Below are 19,153 nucleotides of genomic sequence, written 5' to 3'. Positions count from 1 at the left end.
TTACAGAGTTACTATTTATATGTGAGAATTCTCACACGCAAATAGTTTTTACTTGTTTTTTCACTAATAGATATTATTTGCTGTCGATTCTTGAGGTAGGCCAGGGGCTTGTTGGGGGTTCATCCATGTACCGCAAACACAACGACAGAAAGAATTGCGTTGGACCATCCGTAGGAAACACCTTGAGAATGTCGTAAAAACCTTGACTGGCTTCAATCCACCTCTGTAATTGGTAAGCATTCAATGCGCGCATGAAGATTTCACATAACCACAATTGTTCTTCACTGGCTGATTGCCGATAGGCTACGAGTTCCAATAGTTTTACCGGGATTGTTTTACCCGGTAATATAAAATCACCAAGAGAACGCGTAAGAAAGCCATCCAAGCCATCAGCTACTTCACTCGATAGCAAGATACGTGTTTTGAGAACTTTATTGGCGCCTTGAATTCGATTGGCTGTGTTTACGACATCTCCAATGACGTTGTAACTTCCATCCCCTCTTCTCAGTGACATTTCACCAAAATGCAAACCTATTCTGGTCGGTAATAGTAGCCTACTGTCTGATTGTGATTGGTTGAAACGCTCAACTGCGGCAGCTAAATCAAGGGATGCCTGGCATGCTTTTGTTCGCAGACTGGCATTTTCCGGATCATCAATCCATATCGCCAGCATTGAGTCTGCAATCATATCCATGATGTGCCCATCATGTTGTCGAATTGGATTTTTTAATACATCGCGATATTCATTTATCAATTGACCCAAATCCCTTGAATCCATCAGCTCGGATAATGTGGTGTATCCCGCCACATCCGTGGTTAAGCAGGGGCTGCAAATGCCTTGTTCATCTTTGTTTCCTAATATTCTTTCTACGGTTCTGTTGGGATAAGAAGAGCCTAATGATTTTCTGATTTCCGCTAGTTGTATCTCGAGTTGCTTACTTTTCTTTTTTTCTAAGTGATGCTTTTGTATTTCTGCCAAGATAAAAGCAAACAGTATTTGTGAAAGTGGAATCATTACAGGTGACCAAATAGCGGCTTCCTTAAACAGGTAGTATGCGCAGAAAGTGTAAATCGATATGACAAAAATACCCAGTACAATAGATTCCCGGGTAGACAAAATCAGGAAAACAATTCCCATCACAAAACCAAGCAGAAATAAAATGCCTAGAGCACCCGAAAGTGGTAAAGGCCTGATAGGCTTGTTCTCCAATAAATTGGCAAAAGCCGTTGCAGCAATCTCGACGCCGCTTATGAAAAGGCCGTCTGGATTTGAGAATACCGTATGATAATCATCTCGCACGATATCTTGCTCGGGCTGCGTGGCACCTGAAAATCCGACAAAAACAACTTTATCCTTGAAATCGATCCCTTCCGGTAGATTTTTAGCAATTTTATTTTCATGAAGCTTTGATACTTGATAATAAGGTACTGTGGTAATACTGCGTGGCGGTCCATAGAAATTTAGGTAGTTCTTTTCGTGACCTGAATATAAATTTAATAACGAAGTGACCATCTTCTTTTCGGTGAGATTCATATTTGAATCACGATTGAGCTCGGCTTGTATCTTTTGAGTTATTTGTGGCCGATTAATGAATATATGGCGCAGTGTTAATATCAAATCCTCGATATCGCCATCTTTCGCATGAGAAGGTAATTGTTCGGTTATTGTTGGATCTGCTGCTTGTAGTAAGCGAACAAAATCGTCGTATATTGGCAAGGTGAAAATTTGTAGCACGATGACTGGTGCCGTGGGAATATCTCCAGCACTCGCTTTAAAAGTCCAATAATCATTGACTCGTTCTGCTTTAGGTAATGGAAAAGGTGCACGAGCTTCGGCAGCATCTGCAATGATTGGCAGGAGGGGGGCGGGGCCTTCTTCAAAAAGGCGATTTTGTGTTTGCTCATCGTCTATGAGTAATCCGGTATCTCGATAAACCAATCGTTCAATTAATACGACATTTCCCGCCGCTTTTATCGCATGTGCTAGCTTCTTGTCGTTCTCTGGTATCACGCTGGGCGTGTCAAAAATAAGATCAAAAATGATGACTCGCGCACCCACCTCGGTAAGCTTATCAATCAGGCTGGCATGTAAGTCGCGTGGCCATAGTCGCGGTGTAATCGGTAAATCCAATTGGGTGGCAGAAGGCTGATCAATCGCAACAACAATTACATCATCGGGCGAAGTAACCACACCGCGCAAGTGAAATAGCCAGTTTAAGCCAAATTTTTCTTCAAGCGCTAACCCGAGCGGCAATAGGTATACAAGCACACCGAATAAACCGATAAAACTACCTAAAAGTAGCTGCTTTAACCATTTTGCCATGTTGGTGTTCCGGACCTACTGAAACAAGATTGATAGAAACGATTTTTGAGGCATTCAAAATAGCTTGAAATCATAATCCTGAGAACGGTTTTTAGGACTACACGGTTTTCATTATAGCAGCCAGAAAGACCAGCACTTAGATTCTCATATCAATTACACATGTCTGAATACTGGTAGCATCTAATTTTTAAAATGCACCTCTAATTCCTGCAACGATAGCTCGTCCCGGCAGCGGTGCGGTATCTTTCAGAAACGAGGTATGTACACGCATGTCGCTATCCAACAAATTTCTGCCCTGCAGGAAAAGTGTATAGTGAGCGGATTTGGATAGTTTCATGTGATAGCCCATTTCGGCATTCATCAGCGTGTAGCCGGACGTTTCAGTTTCCAATACGGCTACGCGATCCTGGCGAGTTACCCGTGTGAGGTTAAAATTGGCTTGCCAAGCATTTTTCCTGTAATCCAGATCAAAGCCGAAGCGTTGTGGAGTCATACGTGGAATACTGCCGTTATCCTTTAGCTTGCCGTACACGATATCAGTAAATAGCCGCAGATTAAGCGTATCGGGTAATAATGCAACAATAGCTTCGGCTTCCACACCGTAAAATTTTGCACGTGTTTGTGAAAAATCCTGAACCAGAAAAGCGCCATGCCTATCCAATAGGCCTTCATCATTAACCCTGTCCGCGAAGCCATCGCGATTGCTATCGCGACTTTGCTGGAAGATATAATCATTGATGTAGTTATAGAATAAATTTACTTTTCCGGTGATCGTACCCGTGGTTTTTTGCAGTGCAATGTCAAAATTATTCGAAGTTTCTTTTCTCAAGGCTTGATCCCCTTGCTCAAAAGTATTGGTGGCTACATGCTTACCGTTGGCATACAGTGCGACAGTATTCGGGGCACGTTGTCCGCGCGTGGCAGTCAAATCGATCTGATAACCATCCATAAATTTCCAGGCACTTCCTGCGGATACGCTATACAGATTAAAGTCACGTGTTTGAAGCAGCGCGGCTTGCGGGTTATGAGCGGTATGTTCAAACCGTCCGCCCACTTCAAATCGCCATTGCTGCCATTCACGCTTTTCAAGCATAAATAATCCAGCCGATTGCGAGAGACTCGATGGCACGAAAGCTTCTTCACCTTTAGCGGAAAAATTTCGGTTTTGTAGTTGAATGCCCATGACGCCTTGCCACTGAGCGATGGGGGAATGAATGAGTTCGGCTCGGCTATCCAATTCATTATTTTTAAAACGGCTGCCAGCATCACCACTTTGTTCGAGCTCCTTGTGCTGGTAATCATTATAATTAAAGCGCATCTTGAGTTGCTGGAATCCTTTTAACGGGTTATCCAGATCACCAGCCAAACCATAGCGAGTCTGATTCATGTCAATTTTTGCACCTTCCGGTCCGGGAATACCGTAAAAATTTTCCATCCTTGAAACCGACATGCCCACAAAGCCGCGCTCGCCGATATAGGAACTGCCCACCGATAAATTACTCGAATCGATGGCACTATTTCTGACAAAACCAATTTCACTGTTTGGATCATTGGGATTCGCACGCCCGGGGATATGAACATCATTGGTTTTTCTTTTGGCGCCTTCAATATTCCAGGACATTCTGCCCAAGCTTCCTGATGCATTGAGCGCACCATTGCGTTCTTCCAGAGCAGAATTGAAGCGTCCTTCAAAGTTTGCTTGTGGTGTCTTAAACAAGCGATCAGGTATGCGATCGTTGACGACATTCACCACGCCGCCGGACACACCGCTGCCGTATAACAATGTGGATGGTCCGCGTAGTATTTCGATGCGTGACGCATTTAAGGTTTCAGTTGCCACGGCATGATCCGGGCTAATGATCGACAGATCACCCGTACCAACGCCATTTTCTAGAACCTGTACACGAGGCCCGTCCTGTCCTCGAATAATTGGGCGGCCAGCACCTGGTCCAAAGCTACTAGACGTTACTCCCAGTTCATGCGATAGCGTATCGCCCAGATTGGTTTCACGTTTCCGGCGCAGGCGATCGCCTTGCAATACAATATCAGCCTTGACTCCAGACGATTCAGCTGAGCTTGCGTTCGGCGCAGTAATTTGGACACTCGGTAACTCGACGTTCTTATTGACGCTTTGTGCATGACTATTGGATATTTCCAGCAGGGAAAATACCAAGATAACTGCCACTGTTTGAGATGCCTTGCCTTTATACAACCCGGCAGCATTATTTAATTTATGATTAGAACAATCCATGCAGCTTTCCTAATTAAATAGGGTGTTTGGTGTGCAACTGAGTTGCACCAATGAGACTGATCGATCACAAGCAATCAATACAAGTCAAGACAATCAATAGACTGTTTAGCGACTGATACAGATCAGGATTAACCGTTTAATAAATCAGATGGAATGAAACAGGAGGTGCACGTGAATGATAGGAAAGGGTTTTGTTATCAGAATGATGTCTGACTGTCAGTAATGACAAGCGGTGACGTGCTATCGGGCCACAAAGGGCTAGCCCAGAAGCAACTAAAAAGATATTGAGTGCAGTAAGCGCAAGACAATCCAAACAGATTTCATCGAGATCAGCGCCATCATCAGTCCCGGTTTCAGTAACATCGAGCACATCGGCCTGTGCGAAATGTGTGAAAGCGTGTGCCATCGAAAAGATCGGCACAGACAATAATGCTAACGTCAAAATCAGAAATAAGCTTTTGCGTATCATTGGAAATTCAAAGTGGTTTTCTAACCATATAAAATCACTCGACCTTTTTTTGTGAAGTGAATTTTTTAACTACAATCGGCACAAAGGCCTTTTACCGTTAGCTCAATTTCTTGAAATCGGTAGCCAGCCGGTAAAGGCCAGCTTCGCTCAATCGGCAAATCATCCAGGCAGATCATCTGTGCACAGCGGGTACATTTGAAATGTGCATGTTGATGTGTATGCAATTCCCGGTTGGCATGATAACGCCAAGCCCGGTCGTCACTGGTTACTTTGTGGATCAGATTTTTATCGGCAAGCCATTCCAGCGCGCGATATAAAGTCACTCGATCCAGTTGCAAAGTTTGCGGCAAACGCTGTTCAATTTCCCGGTGCGTAATTGCTTGCTGTTCCGCCAGCAAAACAGACAGTATTCTAATTCGGCCTACCGTAACCCGGCCACCGCTGTGCCGGATCAACTCCTCAGCGGTTCTGTGAAGCTTATTAAACATAAACATACTTAAATAAACGCAACAATGTTGCAATGATTGTAATGGAGTCATCCTGTTGATGCAATAAGCGACTTGTTTTTCTATACAGAGCGCAAATAAGCTGTTCGGATTGGTAACAAATGATGTGGCCAGTTTAACCGCATGGCAAAAATCTCGGGGGCAAGCCATTATGATTGGCAATTTCAGCAAGTGATGGATTCCAATCAGCCACGTTGATGAGGGACTTGAATATTTGCAGATTTTATTTGTCAAAACTGGAAATCATTTATAATGAAACGACATGAAAGCACGTAACTACAAATGGCTATTGGTTTTTTTTATGCTGTGGCTGCCGTTGCAAGGCGCTACGGCGGCTGTTTTATCAGTGTGTGTGCAGGAAAAAAGCTTCCCAAGTCATCATGAGAAATCTACGGTAACCATCGATAGCCATCATCACGATGCTTGTCATAAGCAAACAGCAGATAATACAACCGATCATTTGTTAGCCAGCTTGCCATGCAACGATACCGCTTGTGACGCATATAGCAATACGCCGATTCTGTCGGGCTATACTGCGCCAGTACTCACTAATCACACTTCCGCCATTACTTCATTACATTCCAGTTTTATTTCATTTGTACCCGAACAGCCGCAACGCCCACCTCTAACCGCCCAATCCTAATTGTTTGCGCGTAAGCGCGAGTAGAGGGTTATTAAGCGAGACGCAGTACACCAAGGTAGCATTGGCGAACTGGCGAACTATGCACGCTAACCCTATTCGATAACCTGCCGGCAGGTTTTCTGCCATGGCAGTATCATTGATTACGGTTTGGAGGCATTGATGTATTTAATATTTTTTGTTCAAATCCAATCGACTACTATGATTCGTGCAGGAGTGATCGCATTAATAGGGACAATCACCGCGATAACCGCTCAAGCACAAGAATCTCGTTCGATTATTTTCTCAAAGTCAGTTGAAAGAGCAACCGAGGACGCGCTTCTGGTGCATAACACCCCGCTGTTATCTGAATTGATCGCGGAAACACTGAAAAATAATCCAGAAATCCGGGCTGCGGCTCAGGAACATCAAGCCGCACAGCAAAGGGTCGCACCGGCAGGTGCATTGGACGATCCGCAAGTTGAAATCGGTGTGTTGTATATGCCGATTGCCGCATCGCCTTTTCGTACCGAAGATATGACGATGAAAATGATCGGGTTGGCGCAGGCATTGCCTTTTCCGGGCAAGCGCGATTTGCGCGAGGCGGTAGCCAGCAAGGATGCAGAGGCGATCGAGTATGGTTATCAGGAAACCATCAATCGTATCGTGCATGACCTCAAAACCGCCTATTTCGATCTCGGACTCACGCTCGAACTGATCAAGCTGGTGGAAAAGAATAAGCAAACCCTCGAACATTTCTTGCGTATTGCGGAAGAACGCTATCAAGTCGGGCAAGGCACTCAAGCCGATGTACTGAAAGCGCAAACCCAAGTATCACGGATTGTAGATCGCTTGATCGGCTTAGCACGTGAGCAGTCGATGTTTGAAGCGAATTTGTTGCGTGCGCTTGGCCGCAGCATGGGCAACAAAGCGCCAGTGCCTTTACTGGTAAAACCTTATCAGGAACCAGCCTTAAAACTCGAAGCATTGTACGAATCAGCTTTAGTCCAGCGCCCGCGTTTGCTGGCATTGCAAAGTATGATTGCGCGCAGCGACAAGGTGTTGGATCTGGCGCAAAAAGATTATTACCCTGACTTCACTCCTCGTTTGATGTACGGACAACGAGAAAGCCGGTTGGACGGCACGGGCCGTGCCGATGAGGTCAGTCTTACTGTGACCATGAACTTGCCGGTATGGCGCAAAAGCAAATTGGAACCGCGCGTATCGGAAGCATTGGCGTTGCGTGATCAAGCACTGAGCTTGCACCAGTCGCAAATCAACGAGATTGCCGCTGCCTTGCGGCAACAACTCGCCGTTGCCGAGCAAAGCTACAAATCAGCACAGCTTTATCAATCGACTATCCTGCCTCAAGCGCGGCTGACCGTTGAATCGTCATTGTCAGCGTACAAGGTGAATCGCGTTGATTTTCTGACCTTGCTGGATAACCAAATGACCGTGTTCGATTACGAAACCAGCTTAGTTACTGCAATCGCAAGTTACCACAAGGCGCTGGCGGAAATCGAGTTGTTGGTCGGCAAGCGCCATGATGAACACAGATGATGGAGTTTCCCATGAAATCAATCGTTAAATTATTGTTGCTAGCTTTAACAGTGATCGCCTTGATGTCCACTGGTTATTGGTGGGGCAGCTCGCAATCGCAAAAATTTGCATATGGCGATACAGTCCAAACGAAAAAAACCAAGAAAATTTTGTATTATCGCAACCCGATGGGCTTGCCCGATACTTCGCCGGTACCCAAAAAAGATTCGATGGGAATGGATTATCTGCCGGTTTATGACAGCGACGAATCTCTTTCGGATCAGAGCGTCGTGACCATCAGCACGGAAAAAGTGCAGAAGCTGGGCGTTCGCTCAGAGGCGGCAATATTGCGTGAGCTAATACGTACTGTGCGGGCGGTAGCGACCGTTCAGATTGATGAGCGCAAACAATACACCGTGGTGACTAAGTTTGAAGGCTGGATTCACCGGCTGTATGTGAACACTACAGGGCAAACAGTAAAAAAAGGCGATGCCTTGATGGATGTCTACAGCCCTGAGCTGATTACCGCGCAACAGGAATACCTGATTGCGGTAAGAGGGCTGCAATCCGTTGCCGACAGCGATCCGGACGTGCGTGCTGCCATGCAACGACTAATTGCTGGCGCATTGCAGAAACTGCGCAATTGGGACATTGCAGAAGCTGAATTGCGGCGTCTGCAGCAAACCGGTGAAGTTCAGCAATACATGACGTTACGCGCAAAAGTCGATGGTGTGGTTTTGGAAAAGCAGGCAGTCATGGGGCAACGCTTTATGCCGGGAGAAATGCTTTATCAAATCGCGGATTTGTCGAGTGTTTGGATGCTGGCCGATGTATTCGAACAGGATCTCGGCCTCATTCATCCGGGTCAGTTGGCTACTGTTCGAATAGATGCTTATCCCGATAAAGTCTTCAACGGTGAAGTGGCATTTATATACCCGGCGGTGACACCCGAGACGCGCACAGCCATCGTACGTATTATTCTTGCCAATCCCGATGGTCTGCTAAAGCCTGCCATGTATGCGCACGTCGAATTTGCTTCGATTCACAGCAAAGACAAAGTGTTAACGGTACCTGATTCCGCAGTCCTGGATACCGGTACCCGCCGGGTGGTATTGATCGATCTCGGTGCAGGCCGCTTTGAACCGCGCACGGTGAAACTCGGCATGCATGCCGATGGGTACGCCGAAGTACTGGGCGGACTGCGAGCAGGGGAAGCTGTGGTGGTCAAGGCGAATTTTCTGATCGATGCGGAAAGCAATTTCAAGAATGCATTAAGTGGATTTGGACAAAACCATCAAGAAACAATGACCAGTGAACAGCCTGCCAGCGCTTCCCGCATGATCCATCGCGGCGAGGGGACGATCAAAGCCATTGATTTAGCGCATGCGACGGTCACACTTGCGCATGGTTCGATTGAAAGTCTTCAGTGGCCTGCCATGACGATGGACTTTCGCTTTCTGGAACCGGCTTTACTTCAATCATTCAAGCCGGGTCAGCAAATTAGCTTTGAGATGGCGGAAGAATCCGCCGGTGAATTTGTGTTGGTGCGCATGGAAGCAGCCGGCGGTGCGCACAATCACAGGAGGCATTGACATGCTCAGGTACATTATTGAATGGTCGATCCGGCATGTTTTTCTGGTGCTGTTAAGCACAGCTTTTATTGTTGGCTGGGGAATATACGCCGTATGGAAGATGCCGGTCGACGCGATTCCCGATTTATCCGATGTGCAGGTCATTATTTATACGGAATATCCTGGACAAGCACCGCAGGTGGTCGAGGACCAGGTGACCTATCCGCTCACCACTGCCATGCTCGCCGTGCCCCGGTCAAAAGTGGTGCGTGGCCAGTCTGCATTTGGGGTTTCATTTATTTATGTCATTTTTGAAGATGGTACGGATATTTACTGGGCGCGATCGCGAGTACTGGAATATTTGAACTTTGCGGCAAACCAGCTACTTCGAGATGTGCGGCCTGCGCTTGGTCCGGATGCAACCGGAGTCGGGTGGCTTTATCAATATGTTGTTACCGCTAAGGATCGCACCCTGGATGAATTGCGCACCATTCAGGACTGGTTCTTGCGTTACCAACTAACCACCACGCACGGAATATCGGAAGTCGCCAGCGTCGGTGGATTTGTAAAAACCTACCAAATCACGGTCGATCCACGCCGCCTGCAAGCCTACGATATATCACTGAAAAGAATCACTGAAGTCATCACCGCCAGCAATCGAGATGTCGGCGGGCGCGTTATTGAATTGGCGGAAACGGAATATATGGTGCGTGGCCGGGGTTACCTGCGCGGCATTAGTGATCTGGAGAATCTGGTGGTCAGAGCGCATATCGGCAAGCCCGTCTTGTTACGGGATATCGCCCGGGTGGAGTTGATCCCCGGAGAACGCCGCGGCATTACGGAGCTGAATGGCGAGGGGGAAGCCGTTTCCGGCATCGCGGTGGCGCGCTATGGTGAAAATGGCCTGGATGTGATTCATGCTCTCGAAGCAAAAATTGACGAAATCAAATCCGGCTTGCCGGCGGATGTCTCGATTGAATCCATTTACAATCGTTCTGAGCTGATTCACCGCGCCATTACGACGCTGAAAGAAGTATTTATCGAGCAAATCGTCATCGTGGCGCTGGTTTGCGTGGTATTCCTGATGCATGTGCGTAGCGCGCTGGTGGCGATTATCATGTTGCCGGTCGGCGTGCTGATTGCTTTCATCGCCATGGCGCAGCTTGGGATCAATTCCAATATCATGAGTCTGGCCGGGATTGCGTTGGCGATTGCGGAAATGACCGATGCCGCGATCGTCATGGTGGAAAATTCGCATAAACATCTGGCACGTCTCAGGCCGGGAGAGTCGCGCACGAATGCGGTGATCGCTGCCTGCAAGGAAGTCGGCCCATCCTTATTTTTCAGCTTGCTGATTATTACTGTGTCGTTTCTTCCGGTATTTGCATTGGAAGCGCAGGAAGGCCGCATGTTCCAGCCGCTTGCTTACACCAAAACATTTGCCATGGCGGGTGCAGCGATTCTGTCGATTACGCTGGTTCCGGTGTTGATACTGCTGCTGATACGCGGTCGTATCCCGCGTGAGGAAGATAATCGGCTGGGCCGTTTCATGATTCGATGGTATCAGCCGATTGTGACCGGGGTGATGCGCTGGAAAAAATCCATACTGGTAATCGCATTTGGCGTGCTGGTTGCCACCGCTTATCCGGCCATGAAATTGGGCACGGAATTCATGCCGACATTGAACGAAGGCACGCTGTTGTATATGCCGGTCACGTTACCGGGCATTTCGGTGACCAAAGCAGCGGAAACGATGCAAACGCAAAATAAAATCATCATGACTTTCCCAGAAGTCGCTTCGGTATTCGGTAAAGCTGGGCGCGCCGATACTGCCACTGACCCGGCGCCATTGGAAATGACCGAAACCATCATCAACCTGAAACCGGAAAACAAATGGCGCACGGGTATGACGATCGACAACCTGATCGCCGAGCTCGATCAGGCGTTGCAAATCCCTGGTGTCGCGAACGCCTGGACCATGCCGATCAAGAACCGCACCGACATGCTGGCGACCGGCATCCGCACACCGGTCGGCATCAAAGTGTTCGGCAGCAATCTGGATGAGATCGAAACCATTGCCCGGAAGATCGAAGCCGTGGTGAAAACAGTGCCGGGTACCGCCAGCGCCTATGCCGAGCGCATTACCGGCGGCTATTACCTGGATATTGAACCGGATCGTCTGGCGTTGGCGCGCTATGGACTGGCGGTCGGTGATTTGCTCGAGGTTATTTCGGTCGCATTGGGTGGGCAAGTGATTACCACCACGGTCGAGGGCCGTGAGCGCTTTGACGTGGCGATCCGCTATCCACGCGAACTGCGCAGCGATCCGCAAGCCATCGCCACGCAAGTACTGGTTCCCGCGATGGGCGGCACGATGATTCCGCTGGGTCAATTGGCGCAAGTCAAGCTGGTGCAGGGGCCGCCAAGTATTCGCACGGAAAATGCGCTGTTGTCTGCATACATCTTCGTCGACATCCGCGACCGCGATATCGGCGGTTATATTGCCGATGCGCAACAAGCCGTGCGCGATCAAGTGCAATTTCCGCCGGGGTACTATGCGACCTGGAGCGGGCAGTTTGAATATATGCAACGCGCGACTGAGAAATTGAAACTGGTCGTGCCGCTTACCATTTTGATGGTGTTCTTGCTGGTGTACTTAAATTTCGGCCGATTGACCGAAACGCTGATTGTCATGCTATCGGTGCCTTTTTCGCTGGTTGGCGGCATTTGGCTGATGTATTGGCTGGAATACAACCTGAGCATCGCCGCAGTGGTCGGCTTCATTGGCCTGATCGGCATTGCCGCGGAATCCGGCATGGTCATGCTGGTGTTTATCGACCAGTCGCTCAGCACAATCTCCCGTCAGCGCAAAGCACTCGCGGAAAAAGTAACGCTGACAGATCTGTACGAGGCCGTTGTGCAAGGCGCGGTTTATCGAATACGCCCGGTCATGATGACCATCGTCGGCAGCGTGGTTGGCTTGCTGCCGGTCATGCTCAGTACTGGAACCGGCTCTGAAGTCATGCGCCGCATCGCCGCCCCGATGGTGGGCGGCATGGTTTCCGCGACGATCCTGACACTGATCATTTTTCCGGCGGTGTATGCGGTGGTGAAGGGGATTTCGATACAGCGTGCGCTGAAGAATGGCTAGACCAGGGCCATAGTCAGCCAGCGACTCTGTATTCAGCCAGCAAGTCATCCATGTCTTCGCTCACGCCATAGCCGAGATTGTCGTGACTGGCGCGGCGAACACCGTCCAGCCGCATCCATAGCGGATCGCGTTGTGTCTCAGGCAAAGCAGCGATGGCTTTGAGCGCTTGCTCGAACATTCGCACCAGCGCATCCAAATAACTCTCATCTTCAATGCCGATATTGCTGCTAAAACCGGTTACGCACTCGCAATAATGCACCATCAACTCAGCCAGCCCTTCCGCCTGACCGATCGCTTTCTTGTAATCGCTAATCGCTTTCTTCGCTTTGGCCACTGAGTAGTCTTGATTCTTAAGGATATCAGGCCACAGCCAACGACTAATGATTGCTTTGTAGGGCTTCAATACATCACCGCCCAGATTAAAACGGGCGTGCAGAAAAATCTGGTTGTCCTTATTTGCCGCATACAAATCGTGTACCAAATCCAGCAATCCCTCCCGGTCAAAATTCACCAGCTTTCCTTTTACATCACTCCAGGCCGGGCCTGTCTTTTTAGCCGCCATTATTTTGTCCCCTCTTTTTTACAATAGGGTTTATTTTATGATAATTTCCACTTGTTTTTGTCTTGCAGTGATGGCTTTGAATAGATTTTTCAAGGATTGTCTACCGATATGCATGCGGCAATGCACCCAAAACTTCGACCGGATAGCGCCGCAAGCGCTGCGTGGCCGGGTCGATGGTGCTGATATGTAAATAGCGCCAGGCTTGCGGGCTGTTGTCGATCACGTAGCTATCGGCATGCCAGCTTGCCCATTGCTGTTCGGGCAAATGTATCAAAGCATGCAACCACGCATTCCTTTCCACAGACCAGATTCGAACTGTGCAATCAGCCGAAGCAGAAGCGATGAACTTACTATCCGGAGAGAAAGCACAATAATAAACTGGGTTTGTATGCCCCTCAAAGGTATGCAGCAATCGCCCAGACAGCACATCCCATAATTTGACAGTGAAGTCATGGGAAGCTGAGGCAATGAACTTACCATCGGGAGAAAAAGCGCTATGATTAACAGTGGCCATATGCCCTTCGCAGGAATGCAGTAAATGCCCTGACACGGCATCCCACAGATTGACGGTGTTGTCACCGGAAGCGGAAGCTATTAATCTGCCGTCGGGAGAAAAGACGCAATGATAAACATCAATCATATTTCCCTCGCAGGAATACAAGAGATGTCCTGATAGAGTATCCCAAACTTTGACTGTGCCATCGAGGGAAGCGGATGCTATTAACTTGCCATCGGGTGAGAAAGCGCAACAAGTGACACCGTATTCATGTCCTTCAAAAGAGTGGAGTAGATGCCCTGAAAAAACATCCCACAGTTTAATAGTTTTATCAAGGGAAACTGAAGCTATGAATCTCCCATCGGGAGAAAAGGTGCAATTATTAATTATTCCCGTATGTCCTTCACATGTATGCAGTAAATGCTCAGACTGTATATCGAGTATTTTAATATTCTTAGAGCTATTGGAAGCAAAGGCAAAATGCTTGCCATCGGGAGAAGTAGCGTAATGATTATAAAAACAGAAATGACTGGTTGTAGTGCAGCCATCACCGGAATGCAGTAAATGCCCTGACTGTGCATCCCACAATTTGATGGTGTTGTCACCGGAAGCGGAAGAAACGAACTTACCGTCAGAGGAAAAAGCGCAATGATAAACCAAACTCGAATAATTGCCACATGAATGCAGCAATTGCCCGGATAGCGCACTCCATAATTTGATAGTGTTGCCAGCAGAAGTAGAAGCGACAAGCTTGCCGTCAGGGGAAAAGGCGCAATGCCAAACTGAATCTGCATTCCCTTCGCAGGAATGCAGCAATCGTCCAGACTGCACATCCCACAATTTGACAGTTTTATCGCCAGAAGCGGAAGCGATCATCTCTCCATTCGGAGAAAAGATACAATGATTAACACCTGATATGTGTTCGTTGCATGAATGAAGCAAAAGGCCCGATTGGGAATCCCATAATTTAATTGTTTTGTCATGAGAAGCAGAAGCAATCATCTCACCATCTGGAGAAAAAACACAATACCGAACGTTATCTTCATGTTCGTCTAAGGAATGAAGAAAATTACCAGTTAGCGCATCCCATAATTTAATAGTAAAGTCATCGGAAGCGGAAGCAATCAATTTTCCGTCTGGAGAAAAGGTGCAATGATTAACTTGCCTAGTATGTCTATCACAGGAATGCAGTAATAGACCTGTCAATGCATCCCATACTTTGACAGTTCTATCGTGCGACACTGAAGCAATCAATTTTCCATCCGGTGAAAAAGTACAATAGTCAACCTGACCTGTATGACCATTACAGGAATGGAGCAATTGGCCCGTCAACGCATCCCATACTTTGACACTGTTATCCTGAGATGCTGAAGCAATGAATTTACCATCTGGAGAAAAGGTACAGTGATAAATATAGCTCGTATGTCCATTGCAGGAATAAAGCAATTGCCCTGACAATACACTCCATAATTTAATAGTTTTGTCACCGGATGCGGAAGCAATAAGCTTTCCATCAGGAGAAATATCGCAATTGCTAACTGCATTCGTATGCCCATCGCAGGAATGCAACAAACGTCCTGAACTGGCATCCCATAATTTAACGGTGTAGTCATTTGCAGAAGAAACAATAAGCCCGCCATCGGGAGAAAAAGTGCAACTACTAACCGGATTCGTATGCCCATGTGGGGGAATTAGATCGAACCTATGTGCACTGAAGGGCACAGTGTTTTCAAGAGATTGTGCGGTAGAAACAATGTTCCTCAACTGATTTTGAATTTGCTGCGATACGGTTTCGCTGCCAGGGCAGTCGATCCAGTCACTATCGTGCAGCACCGCTTCAGTGAAATCGCCGTGCTGTACGTTGCTGCGGCGGAAAACCGCACCGGTCAGATTGGCTTGCTCGAAGCGGGATTGCGGCAAATGGCAGTGTTGCCATTCGGCGCGCAAGGCATCGACGCGGGAGAAATCTGCCTGTGGCAGATTGACCGCTGCAAAGCGGCAATGGCGCAGGCAACTGCCGCTGAAATTGGCATGTTGCAAATTAAGCGGTTTGCCGGGCTGTCCACGAATTTCCCAGTGTTCCAGATTTTGGTTGATCAACTGAATCGCGGCCGGTTGCGGCAGTGACAATCCAGCTTCTATGGCCAGCAAATAAAAGCGAAACGCCATCAATGTAGCGTGTTGCCGGTCGGTTTCGAGCAGCGATTTCAGTGTATTGCCGCATATCGGACCGCAGCCCAATTCCAGCAGTTGCAGCAGAAACGCCAGTGTTTCCTGTGATGCCATCGGCATGTTCCAGCGCTCCGGCGCATTGTCTTTCAACCCCCTGAACAGATGGCAAGCGAGAAAATATTCCTGGATCGACGTGTGCGAGAAACGGAACGAATTTTCTTCCTCGCGCACGATGAACGTCGCGGTGCGGAGGTCTTCGCGCAATACTTCGAGCTCGGTGTTTTTATATTCGAACTGCCAGCGCGGATTGGCCAGAAATGTATCGGTGAGCCAATTTTCCAGCATGTCCACGGTCCATTGCTTTTGCCCGCTTTGCCACATCGCCGCGGCAAGCTGTTCCATCAATTGTGGTTTGTGATCAATGCTAAATTGGTGCTTGCCGTCGTCGCGGTGCAGCCATTCCTGCGTCATCATGTGATACAGCGTGACACCGCGTACTGTTTCGCCGCGTAGTTGCTTTTGCTCCAGTTCCGGGATATGCCGCACAATCATTTGTAACGTGACCGGACGTTGCGCCATTTCGGGCAGGTTGTGAATGGTCTTGATCAGATCGAGCACGCGCTGATTGTCCCTGTGCGGGAAATTTTTGTCCAGATAAGCGCGAATCTGTTCATCGGTGAATGGCAGCAAGATGCAGGCCTGGTAGCGTTTTGGATCGATATCGTCGCGTCCTTCGCCGGTCAAGAAACTGTTTTGCTGCCAAACGTCGCGGAAATAATGCGAGCGGCACGACAGCAGCATCTTGCCAGTGCGTTTAGCAGCTTTGGAATCACCATCCGGTTGCGTTTTATCGCGGTCGATCACCGCAGGCGGAAGAATGCGCCACAGTTCGCGGATGAAAGCTTTGCCTTGCGTGGATTTTAAATGCACCAGCACTTCATCCAAACCATCGAAAATGATCAGCGCGTTTTCTTGCTGCACCAAGCGGAAAATCGTTTGGTGATCGAAACTTAACTTGCTTGTGCCGCTTTGCCAGTTTTTTTGCAGGCTGCGATCGAGAATGCTGTGTAACGGAGGAATGTTTTCCTGCTCTTCTTTGGTCAGTTGCACATCGCGCAAATCGATATAAATGACTTGCGGCAGCTTGCGATCCGATTCGCGGCGCTCGGACAGAGTCACAGCCAGCATTTTGCAGTTGGTAGTTTTGCCGATGCCAATTTCGCCCAGCAGTGCGCAAAACGGCGCGCTATCGGGATTGATTGCCCACTCGATCAGGAATTCCTGTACTTTGATGCGATTGGCTCCAGCTCGAACATTTGCTGTCCCGGCATTGTCCAGGCTCGTCAAGTGGCCATCCGCATCGACCATTTTCTTTCTGTCCCTCAGATCGTTGATCTTATGGTGCTGATGTTGCTCAAGCAGATCGCGGTCGGATAACGGCAGGTTTTGCGCGGATGTTTTTAGCGGCCGGGTTTCGGGCGGCGGGCTGAAATGATGGTCGAGCGCTTTTTCGATCTTTTTGCGTAGGTCGCTGGCGTAATCTGCGCAGGCATTGTCGCCACGGCACTCGGAAAATGCACGATCTTGATAAAAGTAAATTTGTCGTTGCTCCAATCCATGCAGATTCAACCCAAAATCTAGTTTACGCACAGCGATGGGGATTGCTTTCTTTTTGTCTTCTGGCTGAATTGGATTTTCTGCGACAAAATGACTCAGCTCATGTTCTTTGATATAGCCGGAAATCAGGAAATCGTGACTGAGCAGCAATAAACCAAAGTCACAGTCGCGAATTGCTTCCTGAATGGACTGATGCCAATTTGCGTCTAGAAAAATATCATTGTCCTCCCACAATTCGTATTCATAGCATTTGGATAGCGCAAAGTGCGGTTTCATATAGTGAAGAAATTTTTCTTTTAATGTTCTGTCCTGCTTGCTGTGGCTATATGAAACAAAAAACCGTACTTTGTTTTTTTGCTTGACCGGCATACCGTCAAGCGTTTGAATCACGCCTTCCGCAGAGACATAGCTTTTCCCGCCAGAAGCTACAATTGCCAGGGTGCGCTTTTGTTCTTCTTCTGCATCAGGCAGCACGCCTTCAAAGTACACTTGCCGCGCATCCGGATCACGTTTTTCGCCGCTGACTTTTAGTTCAAGCTGCTTACCGCATGCTTTTGCCGCATTCTTGATCGCAACCTGAAATTTTTTGAATCGCTCCTGCGCTTTTTTGGTTTCGATATCGGGATAGAGCAAGGCAATGACTTCACCATAAGTGAATATTTCCCGATCAAAATGATTCAGAATAGCTCTCAGTTGTTGTTCACCGAGCCCGCCAATTTTTTTAATTACATCATTAAAATAATATCTTATTATTTCTGGTGTCAGTCGGATCGGATGCATAGATTTATTCCAAAAGATATTTGTTAGCTATATATCACGATCAATTCACGAAGTAAAGGAATGAATAGAGTGCGCTCGAGTTATAATCATGAATAGCAGGTAGTAATTAATTGGAGATCTTTTGTCATGAGAAAGCCGTCACATTTTATCCCAGCCCTTCATTTCCACTGGTTGACGCGTTGGTACGATCCGATGATGCGGTGCTTGTTTCCTGAATCGGGAATTAAGACTGCATTGATCGCACAAGCCCGCATTCAATCCGGACTAACCTTGCTGGATGTGGGTTGCGGTACCGGCACGCTCACTGTGTTGATCAAACAAACCCAGCCGGATGCCATAGTCTGTGGGCTTGATATGGATCCCCAAGTGTTGGATATTGCGCGAAGAAAGGCCGAACAAGCGGGAGAAGGCATCATCCTGCAACAGGGTTCGGCAACTTGTCTGCCCTACCCGGATGGAAGTTTCGACCGTGTATTCACCAGTCTGATGTTGCATCATTTAACGCGGCAAGATAAACAACAAATGCTCAGAGAAGCATTCCGCGTACTGAGGCCTGGTGGCGAGCTGCATGTCGCGGATTTCGGCAAGCCGCACGATTTTGTTATGTGGCTAATCTCTTGGATGATGCGCTGGTTTGAAGAAATTCACGATCACATTCTGGGTCGCTTGCCGGGTTTTATGATGGATGCCGGATTTCACCCGGTAGAAGAGACCGCACAGCAGCGTACCTTGGTCGGCACGATTGCTTTGTACCGTGCCAGTAAGCCGATGAAAAATGATTGATTCTGCTTTGTGGGATAGTCTGAAATCGGATTTTAGAGGCAGGGATTTACAAAAATTCCCTGCCGCTCAGTTCTATGACTCGAGATCTTTGAAGGGATGGGGCTTAGCAACACCAAATCCTTGCGCATAATCAACGCCGATTTCCTGTAGTTTTACGATGATGTCGTCTGATTCAACTAATTCGGCGATTGTTTTAATTTCCGCTTTGTGCGCGAGTTGATTGATGGTTTTTACTTTATCGAGATCTTCCTCATCACGAAGGATATTGCATACTAAACTGCCATCAATTTTCAGGAAATCGACTTTCATTTTGT

The 19,153-nt window shown here is 47.9% G+C and carries 12 protein-coding genes; 5 read left to right on the top strand and 7 right to left on the bottom strand.

What is annotated here, in order from left to right; genetic code table 11:
• Positions 1–73: 73 nt before the first annotated feature.
• The 4 genes from QZ942_RS03975 to QZ942_RS03960 all read right to left on the bottom strand — a co-directional run bounded on the left by QZ942_RS03975 (position 74) and on the right by QZ942_RS03960 (position 5,699).
• Entirely contained in the window at positions 74–2,323 is a 2,250-nt protein-coding gene (locus QZ942_RS03975) for an adenylate/guanylate cyclase domain-containing protein (protein WP_292993396.1), read from the bottom strand.
• A 187-nt stretch (positions 2,324–2,510) separates the two neighbouring features.
• Positions 2,511–4,574, bottom strand: coding sequence for a TonB-dependent receptor (locus tag QZ942_RS03970; RefSeq protein ID WP_292993395.1), 2,064 nt, complete (start codon positions 4,572–4,574; stop codon positions 2,511–2,513).
• A 136-nt stretch (positions 4,575–4,710) separates the two neighbouring features.
• Positions 4,711–4,980 (bottom strand): hypothetical protein, encoded by a 270-nt coding sequence (locus QZ942_RS03965; RefSeq protein ID WP_292993394.1) that lies wholly within the window; start codon positions 4,978–4,980, stop codon positions 4,711–4,713.
• A 128-nt stretch (positions 4,981–5,108) separates the two neighbouring features.
• Positions 5,109–5,699, bottom strand: coding sequence for a transcriptional repressor (locus QZ942_RS03960; protein WP_292993393.1), 591 nt, complete (start codon positions 5,697–5,699; stop codon positions 5,109–5,111).
• 112 nt (positions 5,700–5,811) lie between these two features.
• On the opposite strand from QZ942_RS03960, the gene QZ942_RS03955 reads away from it, so the two are divergent.
• The 4 genes from QZ942_RS03955 (at position 5,812) to QZ942_RS03940 (ending at position 12,429) form a co-directional block, all read left to right on the top strand.
• Entirely contained in the window at positions 5,812–6,192 is a 381-nt protein-coding gene (locus QZ942_RS03955) for a hypothetical protein (RefSeq protein ID WP_292993392.1), read from the top strand.
• Positions 6,193–6,351: 159 nt separating this feature from the next.
• Positions 6,352–7,728: a TolC family protein gene (locus QZ942_RS03950; protein ID WP_292993391.1), complete on the top strand. Its 1,377-nt coding sequence runs from the start codon at positions 6,352–6,354 to the stop codon at positions 7,726–7,728.
• An 11-nt stretch (positions 7,729–7,739) separates the two neighbouring features.
• Complete coding sequence (locus QZ942_RS03945) at positions 7,740–9,299, top strand: efflux RND transporter periplasmic adaptor subunit (protein ID WP_292993390.1); 1,560 nt, start codon at positions 7,740–7,742, stop codon at positions 9,297–9,299.
• A gap of 1 nt (position 9,300) precedes the next feature.
• Positions 9,301–12,429 (top strand): CusA/CzcA family heavy metal efflux RND transporter, encoded by a 3,129-nt coding sequence (locus QZ942_RS03940; RefSeq protein WP_292993389.1) that lies wholly within the window; start codon positions 9,301–9,303, stop codon positions 12,427–12,429.
• Positions 12,430–12,442: 13 nt separating this feature from the next.
• On the opposite strand, the gene QZ942_RS03935 is transcribed toward QZ942_RS03940, so the two are convergent.
• The gene (locus QZ942_RS03935; protein WP_292993388.1) at positions 12,443–12,991 is read right to left on the bottom strand and encodes a hypothetical protein; all 549 of its coding nucleotides are present in this window, start codon (positions 12,989–12,991) and stop codon (positions 12,443–12,445) included.
• Between the two features lie 100 nt (positions 12,992–13,091).
• Positions 13,092–18,056 carry a pentapeptide repeat-containing protein gene (locus QZ942_RS03930; RefSeq protein ID WP_292993387.1) on the bottom strand — a complete coding sequence of 1,655 codons (4,965 nt, stop codon included), beginning with the start codon at positions 18,054–18,056 and terminating at the stop codon, positions 13,092–13,094.
• A 126-nt stretch (positions 18,057–18,182) separates the two neighbouring features.
• On the opposite strand from QZ942_RS03930, the gene QZ942_RS03925 reads away from it, so the two are divergent.
• Positions 18,183–18,839 carry a class I SAM-dependent methyltransferase gene (locus tag QZ942_RS03925; protein WP_292993386.1) on the top strand — a complete coding sequence of 219 codons (657 nt, stop codon included), beginning with the start codon at positions 18,183–18,185 and terminating at the stop codon, positions 18,837–18,839.
• Between the two features lie 72 nt (positions 18,840–18,911).
• Here QZ942_RS03925 and QZ942_RS03920 read toward each other — a convergent pair.
• The coding region (locus tag QZ942_RS03920) for an EAL domain-containing protein (RefSeq protein ID WP_292993385.1) at positions 18,912–19,153 on the bottom strand (242 nt) is incomplete at its 5' end.

The organism is Nitrosomonas sp. (genome assembly GCF_021731985.1).
GTDB lineage: Bacteria > Pseudomonadota > Gammaproteobacteria > Burkholderiales > Nitrosomonadaceae > Nitrosomonas.
This window is presented reverse-complemented; position numbering and strand designations above follow the sequence as displayed.